This is a genomic window from Pseudomonas shahriarae (assembly GCF_014268455.2).
GTDB classification, from domain to species: Bacteria; Pseudomonadota; Gammaproteobacteria; order Pseudomonadales; family Pseudomonadaceae; genus Aquipseudomonas; species Aquipseudomonas shahriarae.
Map to the genome: position 1 here is coordinate 4,841,210 of NZ_CP077085.1, position 16,901 is coordinate 4,858,110.

Genomic DNA, 16,901 nt, shown 5'->3' on the forward strand with positions numbered 1-16,901 from the left:
CGCTTGTTGCATTCACTCCCATATCGTCGACAACGGCACTTGCCAGGAAGGCAGTGTTTCACGATAAAAACAACAGTGAGTCAATACACCTACAGGAAGTTTTAAAACTTTGAACAGGGTACTTTGCACCCCTGCTCAGGGTATTAAAGACAGTATTGAAGTTGTCAGTCTGGTGACAAACAGACTGTAGATTTGCGACATGGATCTAGCAATTTACGACAGCCTCGTAAAGAAGCTGAAAGGACAGATGTGCAAGTATCGCCAATTATTGCCAGCGTGCTATAAGTTTGCGTTGTCACAAAAAAGAAAGAGCCGCCCAGACAAAAATACAGGTGGGACGGCAGTACTCTTCCTAAAACCAAAGGAGCAAATCACGATGCGCGTGATGAAGTGGAGCATGATCGCCCTCGCTGTCTCAGCAGGCACCTCACAGTTCGCAATGGCGTCCGCCCAAGATGATGCCAAAGGTTTTGTCGAAGACAGCACCTTCAGCATCAACACCCGTGCCCTGTACTTCAGCCGGGATAACCGCAACAACACGTCGGGTAAAAGCTACACCCGGGAAAGCGGCCTGGGCTTCAACGGTTTGTACCAGTCGGGTTTCACCCAGGGCACCATCGGTGTGGGTGTTGACGTAATCGGCCTGCTGGGCGTGAAACTGGACAGCGGCAGAGGCCGGAATGGCACTGGTTTGTTCCCGGAAGGCTCGGATGGCCGCTCAGAGGATGAGTACTCCAAGGGCGGCGGCGCTATCAAGTTCCGTCTCTCCAATACCGTGCTGAAAGTCGGCGACCAGTACACCACTGCGCCGGTCTTCGCGTCCGACGACAGTCGCTTGCTGCCGGAGCTGCCGCAAGGTATCTCGATCGTCAGCAACGAGATCAAAGACCTCAAGCTTGAAGCCGGTCACTTCACTTCCAGCGTTGCCCAGGCGCAAACCTACAGGGACAGTATCATCGACTTCCCTGAAACCTCCCGGGGCATCAAGCAAGCCAATTTCGTGGGTGGTACCTACGGTTGGACGCCTGAGTTCACCACCAGCCTCTACTACTCGAAAGTCGAAGACTACTGGCGCAAATACTACGCCAACGTCAACTGGACCCATGCCCTGAGCGACGACCAGTCGGTGGCTGTAGACTTCAACATCTACGACACCAAGAGCGACGGTGCCGGCCTGCAACGCGCTTTCAAAGACGACGTGACCAAACTCGACAACCGTGCGTTCAGCTTGCAGGGTGCCTACACCATCGGTGCACACACCTTCACCCTGGCTGCCCAGAAGGTTACCGGTGACGGCGACTACGGCTACGGCATTGACGGTGGCGGCACAGTGTTCCTGGCCAACTCCGTCGCCCGTTCCGACTTCAACGCCGAAGGCGAGAAATCCTTCAAGGCCCGTTACGACCTCGACATGGCCACCTTCGGTGTACCTGGCCTGAGCTTCCTGGCTTCGTACGTCACCGGTAGCGGCGCCAACACCGCCCTGACCTCGAACGGCAAAGAGTGGGAACGCGACCTCGAAGCCAAATACGTGATCCAGAGCGGCCCGGCCAAAGACCTGAGCCTGCGTATTCGCCAAGCGACTTATCGCTCGTCTGATGGCGTTTACTACGGTTCTTCGTCGATCGACGAACTGCGTCTGATCGCGCAATACCCGCTGAACATCTTGTAATCGAAGATGCCCAGGGGCTTCGGCCCCTCATTAAAAAGCCGCTCACTGTTAATCAGTGAGCGGCTTTTTATTGCACTAATATTTCTACTGCTTAAATAACTAGCAAGCTAGCTATCTAGTTTGTTACTGCGATTAAACCTGACCATTCAGCCAAGTTCGATCCCTGCTCCCGTTATTACTTGGCAGGTGCTTCCTGCATCATGCGAATAACGCGCTGCGGGAATGGGATATCTATCCCTACAGCTTTCAAACGATCCCGCGCCAGTTCATTAAACATGAACATCACATCCCAATAATCTGCAGTCTTGGTCCATACGCGCAGGGAAACAGTGATCGAACTGTCGCCCAGGGTCGAAATCACGGCAACCGGCTCCGGGTCCGCCAGAACCCGTGGGTCCTTGGCCAGTTCCAGCAGCACTTCACGGGCCTTTTGCAGGTCGGCTTCGTAGTCGACACCTACGTCAAACACCACCTTGCGGGTCGGTTGGCGGTTGGTGTTGGTGATGATGCCGTTGGACAAGATGCCGTTAGGCACGATGACCGTCTTGTTGTCGCCGGTGCGGATCACCGTGTGGAAGATCTGGATGCTATCGACGGTACCCGCTGTGCCCTGGGCTTCGATCCAGTCACCGATGCGGAACGGGCGGAACAGCAGGATCAGCACGCCACCGGCAAAGTTAGCCAGGCTGCCTTGCAACGCCAGGCCAATAGCCAGGGTCGCGGCACCGATCGCGGCGACGAACGAGGTGGTTTCGACACCGATCATCGAGGCGACGCTGACGATCAGCATCACTTTGAGCACGATGTTCGCCAGGCTGGTCACAAAGCCCTGCAGCGCCAGGTCGGCATTGCGCAGGGCCAGCAGGCGCCCTACCTTGTGGGTCAACTTGTTGATCAACCACCAGCCAATGGCCAGGGTCAGCACCGCCAGCAATACCCGGCTGCCGTACTCCATGATCATCGGGACCCAGGCTTGGGAAGCCTTGATCAATTGATCCACTTCAGCATTCAAGTCCATCTAGATTCTCCTGTTTAGCACTGCATATAAAGGTCGCCACAGCAATTGAGCCCCGTAGGGCTCAATCGTTTCTGCAGGTTCTGTGGCGTGGGACGTCGAAATCCCTCACGGGTTCCCGAGAACCGGGTCAGTCGCGGAAGTTGTTGAACTGCAGCGGCATATCAAAGGTCTTGGCGCGCAGGGCGGCAATCGCATCCTGCAAATCGTCACGCTTCTTGCCGGTGATACGCACCTGCTCGCCCTGGATCGCGGCCTGGACCTTGAGCTTGGCGTCCTTGACGTGAGCGACGATTTTCTTCGCCAGCTCCTTGTCGATACCTTCCTTGAGCACGGCTTCCTGCTTCATCAACTTGCCCGAAGCGTAGGCATCCTTGACTTCGAGGCACTGCACATCAATCTTGCGCTTGACCAGGGCCAGCTTGAGGATCTCGATCATCGCTTCCAGCTGGAAATCGGCTTCAGCGGTCAGGTTGACCGTCAGTTCTTTTTCCTTGAACTCAAAGCTGCCTTTGCCTTTCAAGTCATAACGACGGTCCAGCTCCTTGACGGCGTTCTCGACGGCGTTGGTGACTTCGTGCTTGTCCAGTTCAGATACCACGTCGAACGACGGCATGTAGTTTCTCCAATAAAAAAGGGGCGCGGCTCAGTAAAGATGGAGCGCGCCTGGCTTGCGGGTAAAATGCCGGGGCATTATAACGACTCTTTACCCTGAGCTGCTTGGCTCACCCAGCGGCTTACGGAGCAAAATTGATGTCCACCACCTGGCATGTCCTCGGCGCAGGCAGTCTCGGCACATTATGGGCCACACGCCTGGCCCGCGCGGGCCTGCCCGTCACGCTGATCCTGCGCGATCAGGCGCGCCTGACCCGCTATCAGGCATCTCCCGGGCTGACCCTGGTCGAACAAGGGCATGCCCAGACTTATCCGGTGGTTGCACAAACATCCGACAGCCCCGAGCCAATTGATCGCCTGCTGGTCGCGTGTAAAGCCTACGATGCTCCTGGCGCTGTCGCACAGCTGGCACGACGCCTGACACCCAATGCCGAGGTAATCCTGCTGCAGAACGGCTTGGGCAGCCAGGATGCGGTTGCCGCCCTATTGCCCCAGGCACGCTGTATCTTCGCCTCCAGCACCGAGGGTGCGTTTCGGCAAAGTGATGGCAGCGTGGTATTTGCCGGCCACGGCTTCACCTGGCTCGGTGACGCCAGCCATCCCACGGCGCCGCTGTGGCTGGACGACCTGCACGCTGCCGGCATTCCCCACCAGTGGAGCACCGACATCCTCACGCGGCTCTGGCGAAAACTGGCACTCAACTGTGCGATCAATCCACTGACGGTGCTCTATCAATGCCGCAATGGCGGATTGCAGGCGCATCACTGCGAGGTGGCGACCTTGTGTGCCGAGCTCGGCGAGCTGCTGACGTGCTGCGGCCAGCCCGCGGCGGCCGAGAATCTGCAGGCCGAAGTGGAGCGGGTGATCCAGGCGACAGCGGCCAACTTCTCGTCGATGTACCAGGATGTGGCCAACGGGCGGCGCACCGAGATCAGCTATCTGCTCGGCCATGCCTGCCAGGCGGCCTTGCGCCATCGTTTGAGCCTGCCGCATCTGCAACAACTGCAGGTACGCCTGGCCGCCTACCTGGACGCACACGGATTGCCCAGCGACTGAGGCACGCGCTACCCTGCCAACTGGATCCTTGCCTGCGAACCACCTGATGCCACTGCGCCAGCGTCTCGAAAACCTCCCCGTCGGGCAGAAACTGCTGGCGGCCCTGCTGGTACTGCTGACCACCGTGCTGCTGGTGGCCAACCTGACCTTTATCAGCGCCGCCTATTGGATCTCCCAGGAAAGCATGGCCCCGCAAGCCTTGCAGGCAATTGGCCGGCTGGTTTCCAACCCCGCCCTCGCCGCGCAAGCCCTGGACTCTCCCGCCAACGCCGATGCCTTGCTCAACGAGCTGACCAGCTATTCGCCACTGCGGGCGGCGGCCCTGTATGACGGCGAAGGCAGCCGCCTGGCGCAACTGCAACACGGTGATCGCCTGCAACTGCCGGCGCACTATCGCGACATCGAGGCGTGGCGGGTTACCGAGTTTCGCAGCAATCAAGTCATCACCCTGCCCCGCCCCGGCCTGCCCTCAGGGCATCTGCTGCTGGTGGCCAGCAGCGAACTGCCAGTCGCTTTCTACACCGGCACCCTGACCGCCAGCCTTGGCATCCTGATTTTCAGCATCCTGCTGTGGATGGTGATTGCCCGGCAGATCAAACGCCTGATTACCCGGCCCATCCACGAGTTGGAAGAGTTGTCGCGCCAGGTCACCCGCGAGGAGAACTACGCCCTGCGGGCCGGTCGCGGCAACCATGACGAAATCGGCAGCCTGGCCGAAGCGTTCAATACCATGCTGTCGCGTATCGAAGCCCGGGAGCAGCAACTCAAGCGCGCACGGGACGACTCCCAGGCCGCCTACGACCAGGCCCAGGGTCTGGCCGAGGAAACCCGGCATACCAACCGCAAGCTGGAACTGGAAGTGCAGGTTCGCAGCAAGATCGAGAAAAAACTCACCGGCTTTCAGAACTATCTCAACAGCATCATCGACTCCATGCCCTCCGCCCTGATTGCCCTGGACGAGCAGCTCTACGTCACCCAATGGAACCAGGAAGCCAGCGCCCTGTCCGGCACGCGCCTGGATGAAGCCCTGAACCAGCCGATCTTCCTCGCCTTCGAACCGCTCAAGCCCTATCTGCCCCAGCTCAAGGCCACGGTGGAGCAGCACACGGTGGAGCGCATCGAGCGCGTTACCTGGATCAAGGACGACGAACCCAAGCACTATGCCCTGACCTTTTACCCGCTGATGGGTGGCGCCGGGCGCGGGGTGGTGATCCGTATCGACGACATCACCCAGCGCCTGTCCCTGGAAGAAATGATGGTGCAATCGGAGAAAATGCTGTCAGTCGGAGGGCTCGCCGCAGGCATGGCCCACGAAATCAACAACCCGTTGGGGGCAATCCTGCACAACGTGCAGAACATTCGGCGACGCCTGTCGGCGGACCTGCCGAAAAACCAGGAGCATGCCGAGCAGGTGGGCGTGGAACTGGAAACGGTCAACCGCTACCTGCAAAGCCGCGAAGTGCCGCAGCTGCTCGACGGCATCCAGCAAGCCGGGGCCCGTGCAGCGAAAATCGTCACCCATATGCTCAGTTTCAGCCGCCGCAGCAACCGGCAGATGGCGCCTTGCGACCTGCCGGCCCTGATTGACCAGGCCGTGGAAATTGCCGGTAACGACTTCGACCTGACCATCGGCTTCGACTTCAAGGGCCAGGCGATCATCCGCCAGTTCGACCCTTTGCTGGGCCCCGTGCCGGGCACCGCCAACGAATTGGAGCAGGTCCTGCTCAACCTGCTGAAAAACGCCGCCCAGGCCATCCACCTGCGCGAAGACGACAGCGAGCCGGGGCGCATCATCCTGCGCACCCGGCTCAACCCACCCTGGGCCGAGATCCAGGTGGAAGACAATGGCATCGGCATGAGTGAGAACGTGCGCAAACGCACGTTCGAACCGTTCTTCACCACCAAGGAAATCGGCCAGGGCACGGGGCTGGGCCTGTCGGTCTCGTACTTCATCATCACCAACAACCACAAGGGCCAGATGGAGGTTCACTCCACCCTGGGCCAGGGCACCTGTTTCACCTTGCGCCTGCCACTGGCCGGTAGCCAGCTTGCCCACCACGAACTGACTCAACTGGAGCACTGACCATGGGCTTTCGCCTGTCGAAAATTTACACCCGTACCGGCGACAAGGGCGAAACCGGCCTGGGTGACGGCCGCCGCGTGCCCAAGGATCACCCCCGGGTGGAGGCGATCGGTGAAGTGGACAGCCTCAACAGCCAACTGGGCCTGCTGTTGGCTGGCCTTGAGGAGCAAAGCGGCCAGCATCCCGCGCTGAAGGATGTGATCGAGGTACTGACACCCTGCCAGCATCGATTGTTTGACCTGGGTGGCGAGTTGGCAATGCCGGTCTACAAGGCGCTCAATGCGGGCGAGGTGGACCGCCTGGAAGCCGCGATTGATCGCTGGAATGAAGAAGTCGGGCCTTTGGAGAACTTCATCCTGCCCGGCGGTTCGGCGCTGATTGCCCAGGCCCACGTGTGCCGCAGCCTGGCCCGTAGCGCCGAGCGGCGCTGCCAGCAACTGAATGCGCTGGAGCCGTTGGAAGGGGCGGGGTTGGCATATATCAATCGGCTATCGGATTTGCTGTTTGTGGCAGCAAGGGTGATTGCCCGGAGGCAAGGGATTGCGGAGATTTTGTGGCAGGCGGCGGCTAAGGCGCACTGAGACTCTGCGGGGTTTTGTATTGTTTGGCAGGGCCTCATCGCGGGCAAGCCCGCTCCCACATTTTGATTTGTGAATACATTCAAATGTGGGGATTTTGTGGCAGGCCGCTAAGCCGCACTGAAATTCTGCGGGTTTTGTATTGTTTGACTGGGCCTCATCGCGGGCAAGCCCGCTCCCACATTTTGATTTGTGAATACATTCAAATGTGGGGATTTTGTGGCAGGCGGCTAGGCCGCACTGAGATTCTGCGGGTTTTGTATTGTTTGGCGGGGCCTCATCGCGGGCAAGCCCGCTCCCACATTTTGATTTGTGAATACATTCAAATGTGGGAGCTGGCTTGCCTGCGATGGGGCCAGCAATGACAACTCACACCTCAGGCCAGAACGCCCGAATCCCCGCCACACCCTGCGCCCCGCTCTCCCAGGCCTTCTCCCGCTCGTCAGGCCCAACCCCGCCCAACAGAAACACCGGCTTGCTGAAGCCCTTGATCAACTGCGCCGCCTCTTCCCAACCCAGAGGCTGCGCATCAGGGTGAGTCTGGGTCGGCTGCACCGGCGACAGAGTGACAAAATCCACGTCCATCAGTTCGGCCAATGCCAGTTCCTCGGCATTGTGGCAAGACGCCGCCAACCAGCGGTCCTTGGGCAACGGTCGGCCCTTGCTCGCGTATTTGCGCAGTTGCGCCGAGGTCATGTGCCAGCCAGCAGCCGGGAAATCACCGAGCCATTCAAACGGCCCCTTGAGCATCAATTGCGCCTTGCCGGCACACAGGCCTACGGCGTCCACCGCCAGGTCGCGGTATTTGGGGTCGTAGCCATTGGGCGCACGCAACTGGATCAGTTTGATGCCACCGGCAACGGCTTTCTGGATACCGCGCAACAGCACCGGGGTTTCCAGTTCGCCTGGGGTGATCAGGTAGTCGGCGGGCAAACGGGCAGCAGCCACGATGGGCGCATTGGCCGCGGGAAACTCGTAGTTCTGCAAGTCCCGTGGCGCCACCCATTCAAGGGGCTGCCCTTCCGCGCCGTGGGGCTCGCCGGTAAACGCCGAGACCTCCCAGACATCCAGCAACACCTGCTTGTCCGGGTAATCATGCTGTACCTGGATCAACGGCCGGGCCGTGGTGACCTGGATACCCAATTCTTCCTGCAGCTCTCGCCCCAGTGCGGTGAGCACCGACTCATCGGCCTCCACCTTGCCACCGGGAAACTCCCAGAGGCCGCCCTGGTGCTGGGTATCTGCACGACGGGCCAACAGAATCCGGCCATCGGTACCGCGAATGACTGCGGCTGCTACATGAACTCGTTTCACGGTTTTACGTCCTCTAAGCCGGCGCCTGCCGGGGCATTGCCAATGCCCCGGGCAGGTATCAAGTACGGTATTCGGCGTTGATCTTCACGTACTCGTGGGACAGGTCGGTGGTCCAGATGGTTTCGCTGCACTCACCGCGCCCCAACTCGATACGGATGGTGATTTCTTCCTGCTGCATCACCGCCGAGCCCTGGGCTTCGGTGTAGGTCTCGGCACGGGCACCACGGCTGGCGATGCACACATCGCCGAGGAACACGTCGATCTTGCTCACATCCAGGTTCGGTACGCCGGCACGGCCAACCGCCGCGAGGATCCGGCCCCAGTTCGGGTCGGACGCAAACAGCGCGGTCTTGATCAATGGCGAGTGGGCCACGGTGTAACCCACATCCAGGCACTCCTGGTGATTACCGCCGCCGTTGACTTCAACGGTAACGAACTTGGTCGCGCCTTCGCCGTCACGCACGATGGCCTGGGCCACTTCCATGCACACTTCAAACACCGCCTGCTTCAACGCCGCGAACAGCGGGCCGTTGGACGAGGTGATTTCCGGCAGATCGGCCTTGCCGGTGGCAATCAACATGCAGCAGTCGTTGGTCGAGGTATCGCCGTCGATGGTGATGCGGTTGAACGACTTGTTGGCGCCATCAAGCATCAGGTTTTGCAGCACGTCACGGGAGACTTTGGCGTCGGTGGCGATGTAGCCGAGCATGGTCGCCATGTTCGGGCGGATCATGCCCGCGCCTTTGCTGATACCTGTCACGGTGACGGCCACGCCGTCATGCACAAACTGGCGGCTGGCGCCCTTGGGCAAGGTGTCGGTGGTCATGATCCCGGTGGCCGCGGCCGCCCAGTTATCCACCGACAAGTCGTCCAGCGCGGCTTGCAGGGCGCCTTCGATTTTTTCCACGGGCAGTGGCTCACCGATCACCCCGGTGGAGTACGGCAGCACTTGGCTGGCGTCCACGCCGGTCAACTCCGCCAGCTTGGCGCAGGTGCGCGCGGCAGCGGCCAGGCCTGGTTCGCCGGTGCCGGCGTTTGCATTGCCGGTGTTGGTCAGCAGGTAACGTACCGGGCCTTCGACGCGTTGCTTGGCGAGAATCACCGGCGCGGCGCAAAACGCGTTCAGGGTGAACACGCCGGCGATGGTCGAGCCTTCGGCACAGCGCATCACCACCACGTCTTTGCGCCCAGGGCGTTTGATGCCGGCCGAAGCGATACCGAGTTCAAAACCGGCAACCGGGTGCAACGTGGGCAAAGGACCAAGACCAACAGCCATGAATGCGCTCCTTAACGATGTCTGCACCGTCGTCGTCGACGGTGATTAAATGGCAAAACGCCGCGACGGCTGATGCCGGTCGCGGCGCAGGGTATTGCAGCGTCAGGCAAAAATCTTAGTTGATTTCGCCGTGGCAGTGTTTGAACTTCTTGCCCGAACCGCACCAGCACGGCTCGTTGCGACCCAGCTTATGCTCGTTGCGCACCGGCGCCTGGGCCAGGGCCACGTCGACTTCTTCGCCCAGCACTTCAGGTGCTTCAAGACCCGGTGCTTCGTCATGCTGGAACTGCATGCGCGCGGCAAGGGCTTCGGCTTCCTGGCGCAGACGGGCTTCTTCTTCGATCGGGTCTTCGCGGCGCACCTGAACGTGGGACAGCACACGAATCGAATCGCGCTTGATCGAATCCAGCAACTCGGAGAACAGCGTGAACGACTCGCGCTTGTACTCCTGCTTCGGGTTCTTCTGGGCGTAGCCGCGCAGGTGGATACCGTGACGCAGGTGATCCATGGTCGACAGGTGGTCTTTCCACAGGTCGTCCAGCACGCGCAGAACGATTTGCTTCTCGAAGGTGCGCAGTGCTTCGGCACTGGCTTGCTCTTCTTTCTCGTTGTACGCGGCCAGCAGTTCGGCCATCAGTTTTTCGCGCAGGGTTTCTTCGTACAGGTGGTCGTCTTCGTCGAGCCATTGCTGGACCGGCAGATCGACACCGAAGTCGCTCTTCAACGCCGCTTCCAGGCCGGCAACATCCCACTGCTCAGGCAGGGACTGTGGCGGGATATGGGCGCTGACGGTGGCGTTGAGCACGTCCTGACGGAAGTCGGCGATGGTTTCGCCAATGTTGTCGGCGGCCAGCAACGTGTTACGCATGTGATAAATCACTTTACGCTGTTCGTTGTTGACGTCATCGAACTCCAGCAGTTGCTTACGAATGTCGAAGTTACGACCTTCGACCTTGCGCTGGGCCTTTTCGATGGCGTTGGTCACCATGCGGTGCTCGATGGCTTCGCCGGACTGCATGCCCAGGGCCTTCATGAAGTTCTTCACCCGATCCGAGGCGAAGATGCGCATCAGGCTGTCTTCCAGGGACAGGTAGAAACGGCTGGAACCGGCGTCACCCTGGCGACCGGCACGGCCACGCAGTTGGTTGTCGATACGACGCGATTCGTGACGCTCGGACGCGATCACCTGCAAACCACCGGATTCCAGCACTGCCTGGTGGCGTTTCTGCCAGTCAGCCTTGATCTGGGCGATCTGCTCAGGGGTCGGGTTGTCCAGGGACGCCACTTCCACTTCCCAGTTGCCGCCCAACAGGATGTCGGTACCACGACCGGCCATGTTGGTCGCGATGGTCAGCGCGCCTGGGCGACCGGCCTGGGCAATGATCTCGGCTTCTTTTTCGTGGAACTTGGCGTTGAGGACCTTGTGCTCGATACCTTCCTTGTTGAGCAGGTTCGACATGTGCTCGGAGGTTTCGATGGTGGCAGTACCCACCAGGACCGGACGGCCGTGGGTCATGCATTCCTTGATGTCGGCGACGATGGCCGCGTATTTCTCGTCGGCGGTCAGGAACACCAGGTCGTTGTAGTCTTTACGCGCCAGCGGCTTGTTCGGTGGGATGACCATCACCGACAGACCGTAGATCTGGTGGAATTCGAACGCTTCGGTATCCGCAGTACCGGTCATGCCGGACAGCTTGTTGTACAGGCGGAAGTAGTTCTGGAAGGTGGTCGAGGCCAATGTCTGGCTCTCGGCCTGGATATTGAGCTCTTCCTTGGCTTCGATGGCCTGGTGCAGGCCTTCGGACAAACGACGACCGGGCATGGTACGGCCGGTGTGTTCGTCGACCAGTACCACCTGGCCGTCCTGGACGATGTATTCGACGTTGCGATGGAACAGCTTGTGGGCGCGCAGGCCGGCATACACGTGGGTCAACAGGCCCAGGTTGTGCGCCGAGTACAGGCTTTCGCCTTCAGCCAGCAGGCCGATCTGGGTCAGCATTTCTTCGACGAACTGGTGACCGGCTTCGTTGAGTTCGACCTGACGGGTCTTCTCGTCGATGGAGTAATGACCTTCTTTGGTCACCACGCCTTCCACTTCCTCGATATGTTGCTCAAGGCGCGGGATCAGTTTGTTGATTTCGGTGTACAGGCGCGAGCTGTCTTCGGCCTGGCCGGAGATGATCAGCGGAGTACGGGCTTCGTCGATGAGGATGGAGTCGACTTCGTCGATCACGGCAAAGTTGAGTTCGCGCTGGAATTTTTCTTCCATGCTGAACGCCATGTTGTCGCGCAGGTAGTCGAAACCGAATTCGTTGTTGGTGCCGTAGGTGATGTCGGCGGCGTAGGCGGCACGCTTCTCTTCCGGCGGCTGGAACGGCGTCACGACGCCGACGGTCAGGCCGAGGAATTCATACAGCGGACGCATCCAGTTGGCGTCCCGGCGGGCCAGGTAGTCGTTCACCGTCACAACGTGCACGCCCTTGCCGGACAGTGCGTTGAGGTAAACACCCAGGGTTGCCACCAGGGTCTTGCCTTCACCGGTGCGCATTTCGGCAATCATGCCTTCATGCAGGGTCATGCCGCCGATCAACTGGACGTCGAAGTGGCGCATGCCCATCACCCGCTTACCGGCTTCGCGGGCGACCGCAAAGGCTTCGGGCAGCAGTTTGTCGAGGGTCTCACCTTTGGCTATGCGGGCCTTGAACTCTTCGGTCTTGGCGCGCAATTGCTCGTCCGACAAAGCAACCATCTGCTCTTCGAAGGCATTGACCAGCTGCACCGTCTTGAGCATGCGTTTGACTTCGCGCTCATTCTTGCTTCCAAAAAGTTTCTTTAACAAAGGCGCAAACATATCGGCAGGTTCTTCCACACATTAGGGATGAAGGGGCGCCCCGTGAGTCGCCCGAGCAGCCCTCACGGCCGCATGCGAACGAGCATTCTACCCGGAAACGAGGGTGAGGAAAGTGGCGTTGTTCCACGATGCAGGCACAGCGTTCCCAGAGGGCTTGTTTAAAATAGGGGCTTTTTGCTGAACTTCAACCCATTCGAGTGAGAAGTTACTTATTGATTTAATGGATAAACTGCTGACAAAGCAATGACCACGGTGCCGCACACGCTTTCTGCTACCATGGCGGCTCTGTTACCTAAGGTGTCTAGATCATGGCATTTCGCCCTCTTACGGCCCGTGCTCCCGCCGTGTTGCTGCGCGAAGCCAAGCCTTTAAAAGCCATCTTTGGCCATGCGCAACGCCTGGGCCATCTGCAACGCCTCCTGGAAAGCCAACTGCAACCTGCAGCCCGCGAGCACTGTCATGTGGCGTCGTGGCGTGAAGGTACGCTGCTGCTGATCGTCACCGATGGGCATTGGGCAACCCGCCTGCGCTACCAACAAAAACGCTTGCAGCGCCAGCTACAGGCATTTGAGGTATTTGAGAGCCTGCAGCGCATCCAGTTCAAGGTCCAGCCACCGACCGTGCAGCAAGGTGCGGTGGGGCATACCATGGATTTGTCGGTGAATGCCGCCGAAACCATCCAGGCGACGGCAGACGGGATTACAGATCCGAAGTTGCGCGCAGCGCTGGAGCGCCTGGCCAGTCACGCCAAGCCCAAGACCTGAGAGCGGGCAGCCGCGAGTTCGGTGTGCCAGTCGGCACATGTATCGACTGATACAGCGCAATCGCGGGCAAGCCCGCTCCCCCATTGGGTTGCATAGACCTGGATGGCTACTTGCGCTTGCTACCGCCAAGCAAAGACCCCAACAGCCCGCGCACCAACTGGCGGCCCATCTGGTTGGCCGCCTGCTGCATCGCCGATTTCAGGGCCTTGCCCGCAGTCGTGCCAAGAAACGCCCCGGCCTTGTCGGTGAAGCTCGGTTCTTCAGCGGCAGGCGCAGCACTCGCCTCGGGCCCCAGCTCCTTGCGTGCCATCAGCACTTCATAGGCGGATTCACGATCAATCGGCTTGTCATAGCGCCCCTGTAGGGGCGAGCCGGCAATCAACCCTGCCCGCTCGGCGGCAGTCAACGGCCCGATCCGCGACTGCGGCGGCGAGACCAGCACCCGCTGGACCACCTCGGGGGTGCCTTTTTCCTGCAGCGTACCCACCAGCGCCTCACCCGTGCCCAGCTCGGTCAATACCGCCAGCGCATCAAATGCAGGATTTGGCCGGAAACCATCGGCCACCGCCCGCAGGGATTTTTGCTCCTTGGTGGTGAACGCCCGCAGGCCATGCTGGATCCGCAAACCCAGTTGCGCCAGTACGCTATCCGGCAAGTCGCCCGGCGACTGGGTGACAAAATACACCCCCACACCTTTGGAGCGAATCAACCGCACCACTTGCTCCAGGCGATCCTGCAAGGCCTTGGGCGTATCGGCAAACAGCAAATGCGCTTCGTCGAAGAACAGTGCCAGCAGCGGCTTGTCGGCATCTCCGCGTTCCGGCAACTGCTCGAACAGCTCCGCCAGCAACCACAGCAGGAAGGTCGCATAGACCTTGGGTGACTCGTGCACCAGGCGGCTGGCATCCAGCAAATGAATACGCCCTCGCCCATCGCTGGCCGGTTGCAGAATATCTTCCAGTTGCAGCGCCGGCTCGCCGAACAGAGCTTCGGCGCCCTGCTGTTCCAGCACGGCCAGGCGCCGCAGCAAAGCCTGGCTGGAGCCCGTGGTCATCAGGGCCGCATCATCGCCGAGCAATTCGGGGTGGAACTTGAGGTGATTGAGCAGGGCCTTGAGGTCCTTGAGATCCAAGAGCAGCAAGCCCTCGCGATCGGCCACTTTAAACGCTGCATATAAGGTCGACTGCTGGCTGTCGGTCAGCTCCAGCAGACTGCCCAGCAACAGTGGGCCCATTTCACTCAAGGTTGTACGGAGCGGATGACCGGACTGACCGTGGATATCCCACAGCGTTACCGGATATGCCTTAGGCGCGTAATTCAGGAACGGCATGCCGGCGATCCGCTCGGCCACCTTGCCCTGGGGATTGCCTGCAGCGCCAAGGCCACACAGGTCACCCTTGATATCTGCAGCGAACACCGCCACGCCAGCATCACTGAACGCCTCTGCCAGCCGCTGCAACGTCACGGTCTTGCCGGTGCCGGTAGCGCCGGCTATCAGGCCATGGCGGTTACCCAGGCGCATGGCCTGGGCGATGACTTGGCCTTCGAGGTCTGCACCAATAAGAAGTTGCGAGGAGTCTGGCATTTTGTCACCCATGATTAATCTTTAGCCCTGCACGGTCGATACAGATAAAGCGAGAGACCCAAAAAGCCTAAAAAAGTTAGGTCAGATAATTCCTGCAGGAGCAAATGGAAATATCACACTTTATTTAACGCTGTCATTTATGCGTTGCCATAAAAGACGCGCCTTGGACATTAAGACACTAGCGGACACGACGAGCCATGAATAAAAATCTGCGCTTCAGCCACAAAATCCTGCTTGCAGCCGCCCTTATCGTCATTGCCGCATTTGCGTTGTTTACGCTGTACAACGACTACCTGCAACGCAACGCGATTCGCAATGACCTCGACAGCTACCTACACGAAATGGGGGATGTCACCGCCAGCAATATCCAGAGCTGGTTGGCCGGACGTATTGTGCTGGTGGAAAACGCCGCCCAGAACATCGCCATCAACCCCGAGCCGAGCGTCATCGCCAGCCTGCTAGAGCAGAAAGCCCTGACATCTTCGTTCATGGCAACCTATCTGGGCGATAGCAAAGGCGGCTTCACCATTCGCCCCGATGCCAAGATGCCCGACGGCTTCGATCCACGCGTGCGCCCCTGGTACAAGGGTGCCCAGAGCAGCAATGGCTCGACCCTGACCGAGCCCTATATCGACGCCGCCACCGGCCAGTTGATCATTTCCATCGCCACCCCCAGCAGCAAGGCCGGGCAAAGCGTCGGCGTGGTCGGCGGTGACCTGAGCCTGCAAACCCTGGTGGACAATATCGGCGCGCTTGACTTCGGCGGCATGGGCTACGCGTTCCTGGTCAGTGCCGACGGCAAGATCCTGGTGCACCCGGAAAAAAACCTGGTGATGAAGACCCTGGGCGAGGCGTACCCGAACCAGACCGTCAAGATCAGTGCCGACTTCAGCGAAATCGAGGTCGAGGGCAAAACCCGTATCGTCACTTTCGCCCCGATCAAGGGTTTGCCGTCAGTGAACTGGTATATCGGTCTGTCGGTAGATAAAGACAAATCCTTCGCAATGCTCAGCGAATTCCGCACCTCGGCCATTATTGCCACGGTGATTGCCGTGGCAATCATCATCGCGCTGCTGGGCATGCTGATCCGCGTGCTGATGCAACCGCTGCATGTCATGACCCGGGCCATGGAAGACATCGCCGATGGCGAAGGTGACCTGACGCGCCGCCTGACGATCCAGAACCACGACGAATTCGGCATTCTGGGCAAAGCCTTCAACCGCTTTGTGGAGCGGATTCATACTTCGATTCGCGAAGTGTCCTCCGCCACCGGCCAGGTCAATGAAGTGGCCCTGCGCGTGGTAAGCGCCTCCAACTCGTCGATGGTCAACTCCGACGAACAGGCCAACCGCACCAACAGTGTCGCGGCAGCGATCAACCAGTTGGGTGCCGCTGCCCAGGAAATTGCCCGCAACGCCGCCCAGGCCTCGAACCAGGCCAGCGACGCACGCCATCTGGCCGAAGATGGCCAGCAAGTGGTGGAGCGCAATATCAAGGCCATGACGCAACTGTCCGAGATGATCAGTGCCTCCAGCAGCAATATCGAGGCACTTAACAGCAAGACCGTGAATATCGGCCAGATCCTCGAAGTGATCACCAGTATTTCCCAGCAAACCAACCTCCTGGCACTCAACGCAGCCATTGAAGCTGCGCGAGCCGGGGAAGCCGGACGCGGGTTTGCGGTGGTGGCCGACGAGGTGCGCAACCTGGCCCACCGCACGCAGGAATCGGCGCAACAGGTGCAAAAGATGATCGAGGAGCTGCAGGTCGGCGCCCGGGATTCGGTCAGCACCATGAGCGAAAGCCAGCGCCACAGCCTCGAAAGCGTGGAAATCGCCAACCTGGCAGGCGAGCGCCTGAGCAGCGTGACCCAGCGCATCGGTGAAATCGACGGCATGAACCAATCAGTGGCTACCGCGACGGAAGAGCAGACCTCGGTGGTGGAGTCGATCAATATCGACATCACCGAGATCAACACGCTCAATCAGGAGGGTGTGGAAAACCTGCAGTCCACCTTGCGCGCCTGCTCCGATCTGGAGCAGCAAGCGGCGCGCTTGAAACAATTGGTGGGGAGCTTCCGCATCTAGACCTC

12 protein-coding genes and 1 pseudogene are annotated in these 16,901 nt (G+C 59.8%); 7 read left to right on the forward strand and 6 right to left on the reverse strand.

The window, feature by feature from the left end; genetic code table 11:
- Window positions 1-376: 376 nt before the first annotated feature.
- Entirely contained in the window at window positions 377-1,672 is a 1,296-nt protein-coding gene (locus HU773_RS21610; RefSeq protein WP_057960526.1) for an OprD family porin, read from the forward strand.
- Between the two features lie 175 nt (window positions 1,673-1,847).
- Here HU773_RS21610 and HU773_RS21615 read toward each other — a convergent pair whose 3' ends face one another.
- Window positions 1,848-2,690: a mechanosensitive ion channel family protein gene (locus HU773_RS21615; RefSeq protein WP_057960529.1), complete on the reverse strand. Its 843-nt coding sequence runs from the start codon at window positions 2,688-2,690 to the stop codon at window positions 1,848-1,850.
- A 127-nt stretch (window positions 2,691-2,817) separates the two neighbouring features.
- Complete coding sequence (locus HU773_RS21620; RefSeq protein WP_057440144.1) at window positions 2,818-3,303, reverse strand: YajQ family cyclic di-GMP-binding protein; 486 nt, start codon at window positions 3,301-3,303, stop codon at window positions 2,818-2,820.
- Between the two features lie 137 nt (window positions 3,304-3,440).
- Here HU773_RS21620 and HU773_RS21625 point away from each other — a divergent pair, with 137 nt between their 5' ends.
- From HU773_RS21625 to HU773_RS21635, 3 genes are read left to right on the forward strand one after another with little or no spacing between them, the layout of a single operon-like run.
- A complete protein-coding gene (locus HU773_RS21625; protein WP_057960530.1) occupies window positions 3,441-4,358 on the forward strand; it encodes a putative 2-dehydropantoate 2-reductase in 918 nt (305 codons plus the stop codon).
- A gap of 46 nt (window positions 4,359-4,404) precedes the next feature.
- Window positions 4,405-6,441, forward strand: coding sequence for a sensor histidine kinase (locus HU773_RS21630; RefSeq protein WP_120734014.1), 2,037 nt, complete (start codon window positions 4,405-4,407; stop codon window positions 6,439-6,441).
- A 2-nt stretch (window positions 6,442-6,443) separates the two neighbouring features.
- Window positions 6,444-7,022 carry a cob(I)yrinic acid a,c-diamide adenosyltransferase gene (locus tag HU773_RS21635; protein ID WP_186625474.1) on the forward strand — a complete coding sequence of 193 codons (579 nt, stop codon included), beginning with the start codon at window positions 6,444-6,446 and terminating at the stop codon, window positions 7,020-7,022.
- Window positions 7,023-7,388: 366 nt separating this feature from the next.
- Here HU773_RS21635 and HU773_RS21640 read toward each other — a convergent pair whose 3' ends face one another.
- The 3 genes from HU773_RS21640 to secA all read right to left on the reverse strand — a co-directional run bounded on the left by HU773_RS21640 (window position 7,389) and on the right by secA (window position 12,460).
- Window positions 7,389-8,333: a Nudix family hydrolase gene (locus HU773_RS21640; protein ID WP_120734018.1), complete on the reverse strand. Its 945-nt coding sequence runs from the start codon at window positions 8,331-8,333 to the stop codon at window positions 7,389-7,391.
- Window positions 8,334-8,391: 58 nt separating this feature from the next.
- Window positions 8,392-9,609: a bifunctional glutamate N-acetyltransferase/amino-acid acetyltransferase ArgJ gene (gene argJ, locus HU773_RS21645; RefSeq protein WP_186625476.1), complete on the reverse strand. Its 1,218-nt coding sequence runs from the start codon at window positions 9,607-9,609 to the stop codon at window positions 8,392-8,394.
- 115 nt (window positions 9,610-9,724) lie between these two features.
- A complete protein-coding gene (gene secA, locus HU773_RS21650) occupies window positions 9,725-12,460 on the reverse strand; it encodes a preprotein translocase subunit SecA (protein ID WP_057960535.1) in 2,736 nt (911 codons plus the stop codon).
- Between the two features lie 308 nt (window positions 12,461-12,768).
- Here secA and HU773_RS21655 point away from each other — a divergent pair, with 308 nt between their 5' ends.
- The gene (locus HU773_RS21655) at window positions 12,769-13,224 is read left to right on the forward strand and encodes a DUF721 domain-containing protein (RefSeq protein WP_057440138.1); all 456 of its coding nucleotides are present in this window, start codon (window positions 12,769-12,771) and stop codon (window positions 13,222-13,224) included.
- A 106-nt stretch (window positions 13,225-13,330) separates the two neighbouring features.
- On the opposite strand, the gene HU773_RS21660 is transcribed toward HU773_RS21655, so the two are convergent.
- Window positions 13,331-14,809, reverse strand: a complete 1,479-nt coding sequence (locus HU773_RS21660; protein WP_057960538.1) for a helicase HerA-like domain-containing protein — start codon at window positions 14,807-14,809, stop codon at window positions 13,331-13,333.
- A gap of 197 nt (window positions 14,810-15,006) precedes the next feature.
- Here HU773_RS21660 and HU773_RS27880 point away from each other — a divergent pair.
- Window positions 15,007-16,038, forward strand: a pseudogene (locus HU773_RS27880) (HAMP domain-containing protein); the annotation flags it as partial.
- A gap of 93 nt (window positions 16,039-16,131) precedes the next feature.
- On the forward strand, window positions 16,132-16,896 hold the full coding sequence (locus HU773_RS27885; protein ID WP_370694606.1) for a methyl-accepting chemotaxis protein: 765 nt from the start codon (window positions 16,132-16,134) through the stop codon (window positions 16,894-16,896).
- Window positions 16,897-16,901 lie beyond the last annotated feature (5 nt).

Coding starts and splice junctions, on each gene's coding strand:
- HU773_RS21610 (WP_057960526.1), top strand. CDS start 377: ATGCGCGTGATGAAGTGGAGCATGATCGCCCTCGCTGTCTCAGCAGGC.
- HU773_RS21615 (WP_057960529.1), bottom strand. CDS start 2,690: ATGGACTTGAATGCTGAAGTGGATCAATTGATCAAGGCTTCCCAAGCC.
- HU773_RS21620 (WP_057440144.1), bottom strand. CDS start 3,303: ATGCCGTCGTTCGACGTGGTATCTGAACTGGACAAGCACGAAGTCACC.
- HU773_RS21625 (WP_057960530.1), top strand. CDS start 3,441: ATGTCCACCACCTGGCATGTCCTCGGCGCAGGCAGTCTCGGCACATTA.
- HU773_RS21630 (WP_120734014.1), top strand. CDS start 4,405: ATGCCACTGCGCCAGCGTCTCGAAAACCTCCCCGTCGGGCAGAAACTG.
- HU773_RS21635 (WP_186625474.1), top strand. CDS start 6,444: ATGGGCTTTCGCCTGTCGAAAATTTACACCCGTACCGGCGACAAGGGC.
- argJ (WP_186625476.1), bottom strand. CDS start 9,609: ATGGCTGTTGGTCTTGGTCCTTTGCCCACGTTGCACCCGGTTGCCGGT.
- secA (WP_057960535.1), bottom strand. CDS start 12,460: ATGTTTGCGCCTTTGTTAAAGAAACTTTTTGGAAGCAAGAATGAGCGC.
- HU773_RS21655 (WP_057440138.1), top strand. CDS start 12,769: ATGGCATTTCGCCCTCTTACGGCCCGTGCTCCCGCCGTGTTGCTGCGC.
- HU773_RS21660 (WP_057960538.1), bottom strand. CDS start 14,809: ATGCCAGACTCCTCGCAACTTCTTATTGGTGCAGACCTCGAAGGCCAA.
- HU773_RS27885 (WP_370694606.1), top strand. CDS start 16,132: ATGGTCAACTCCGACGAACAGGCCAACCGCACCAACAGTGTCGCGGCA.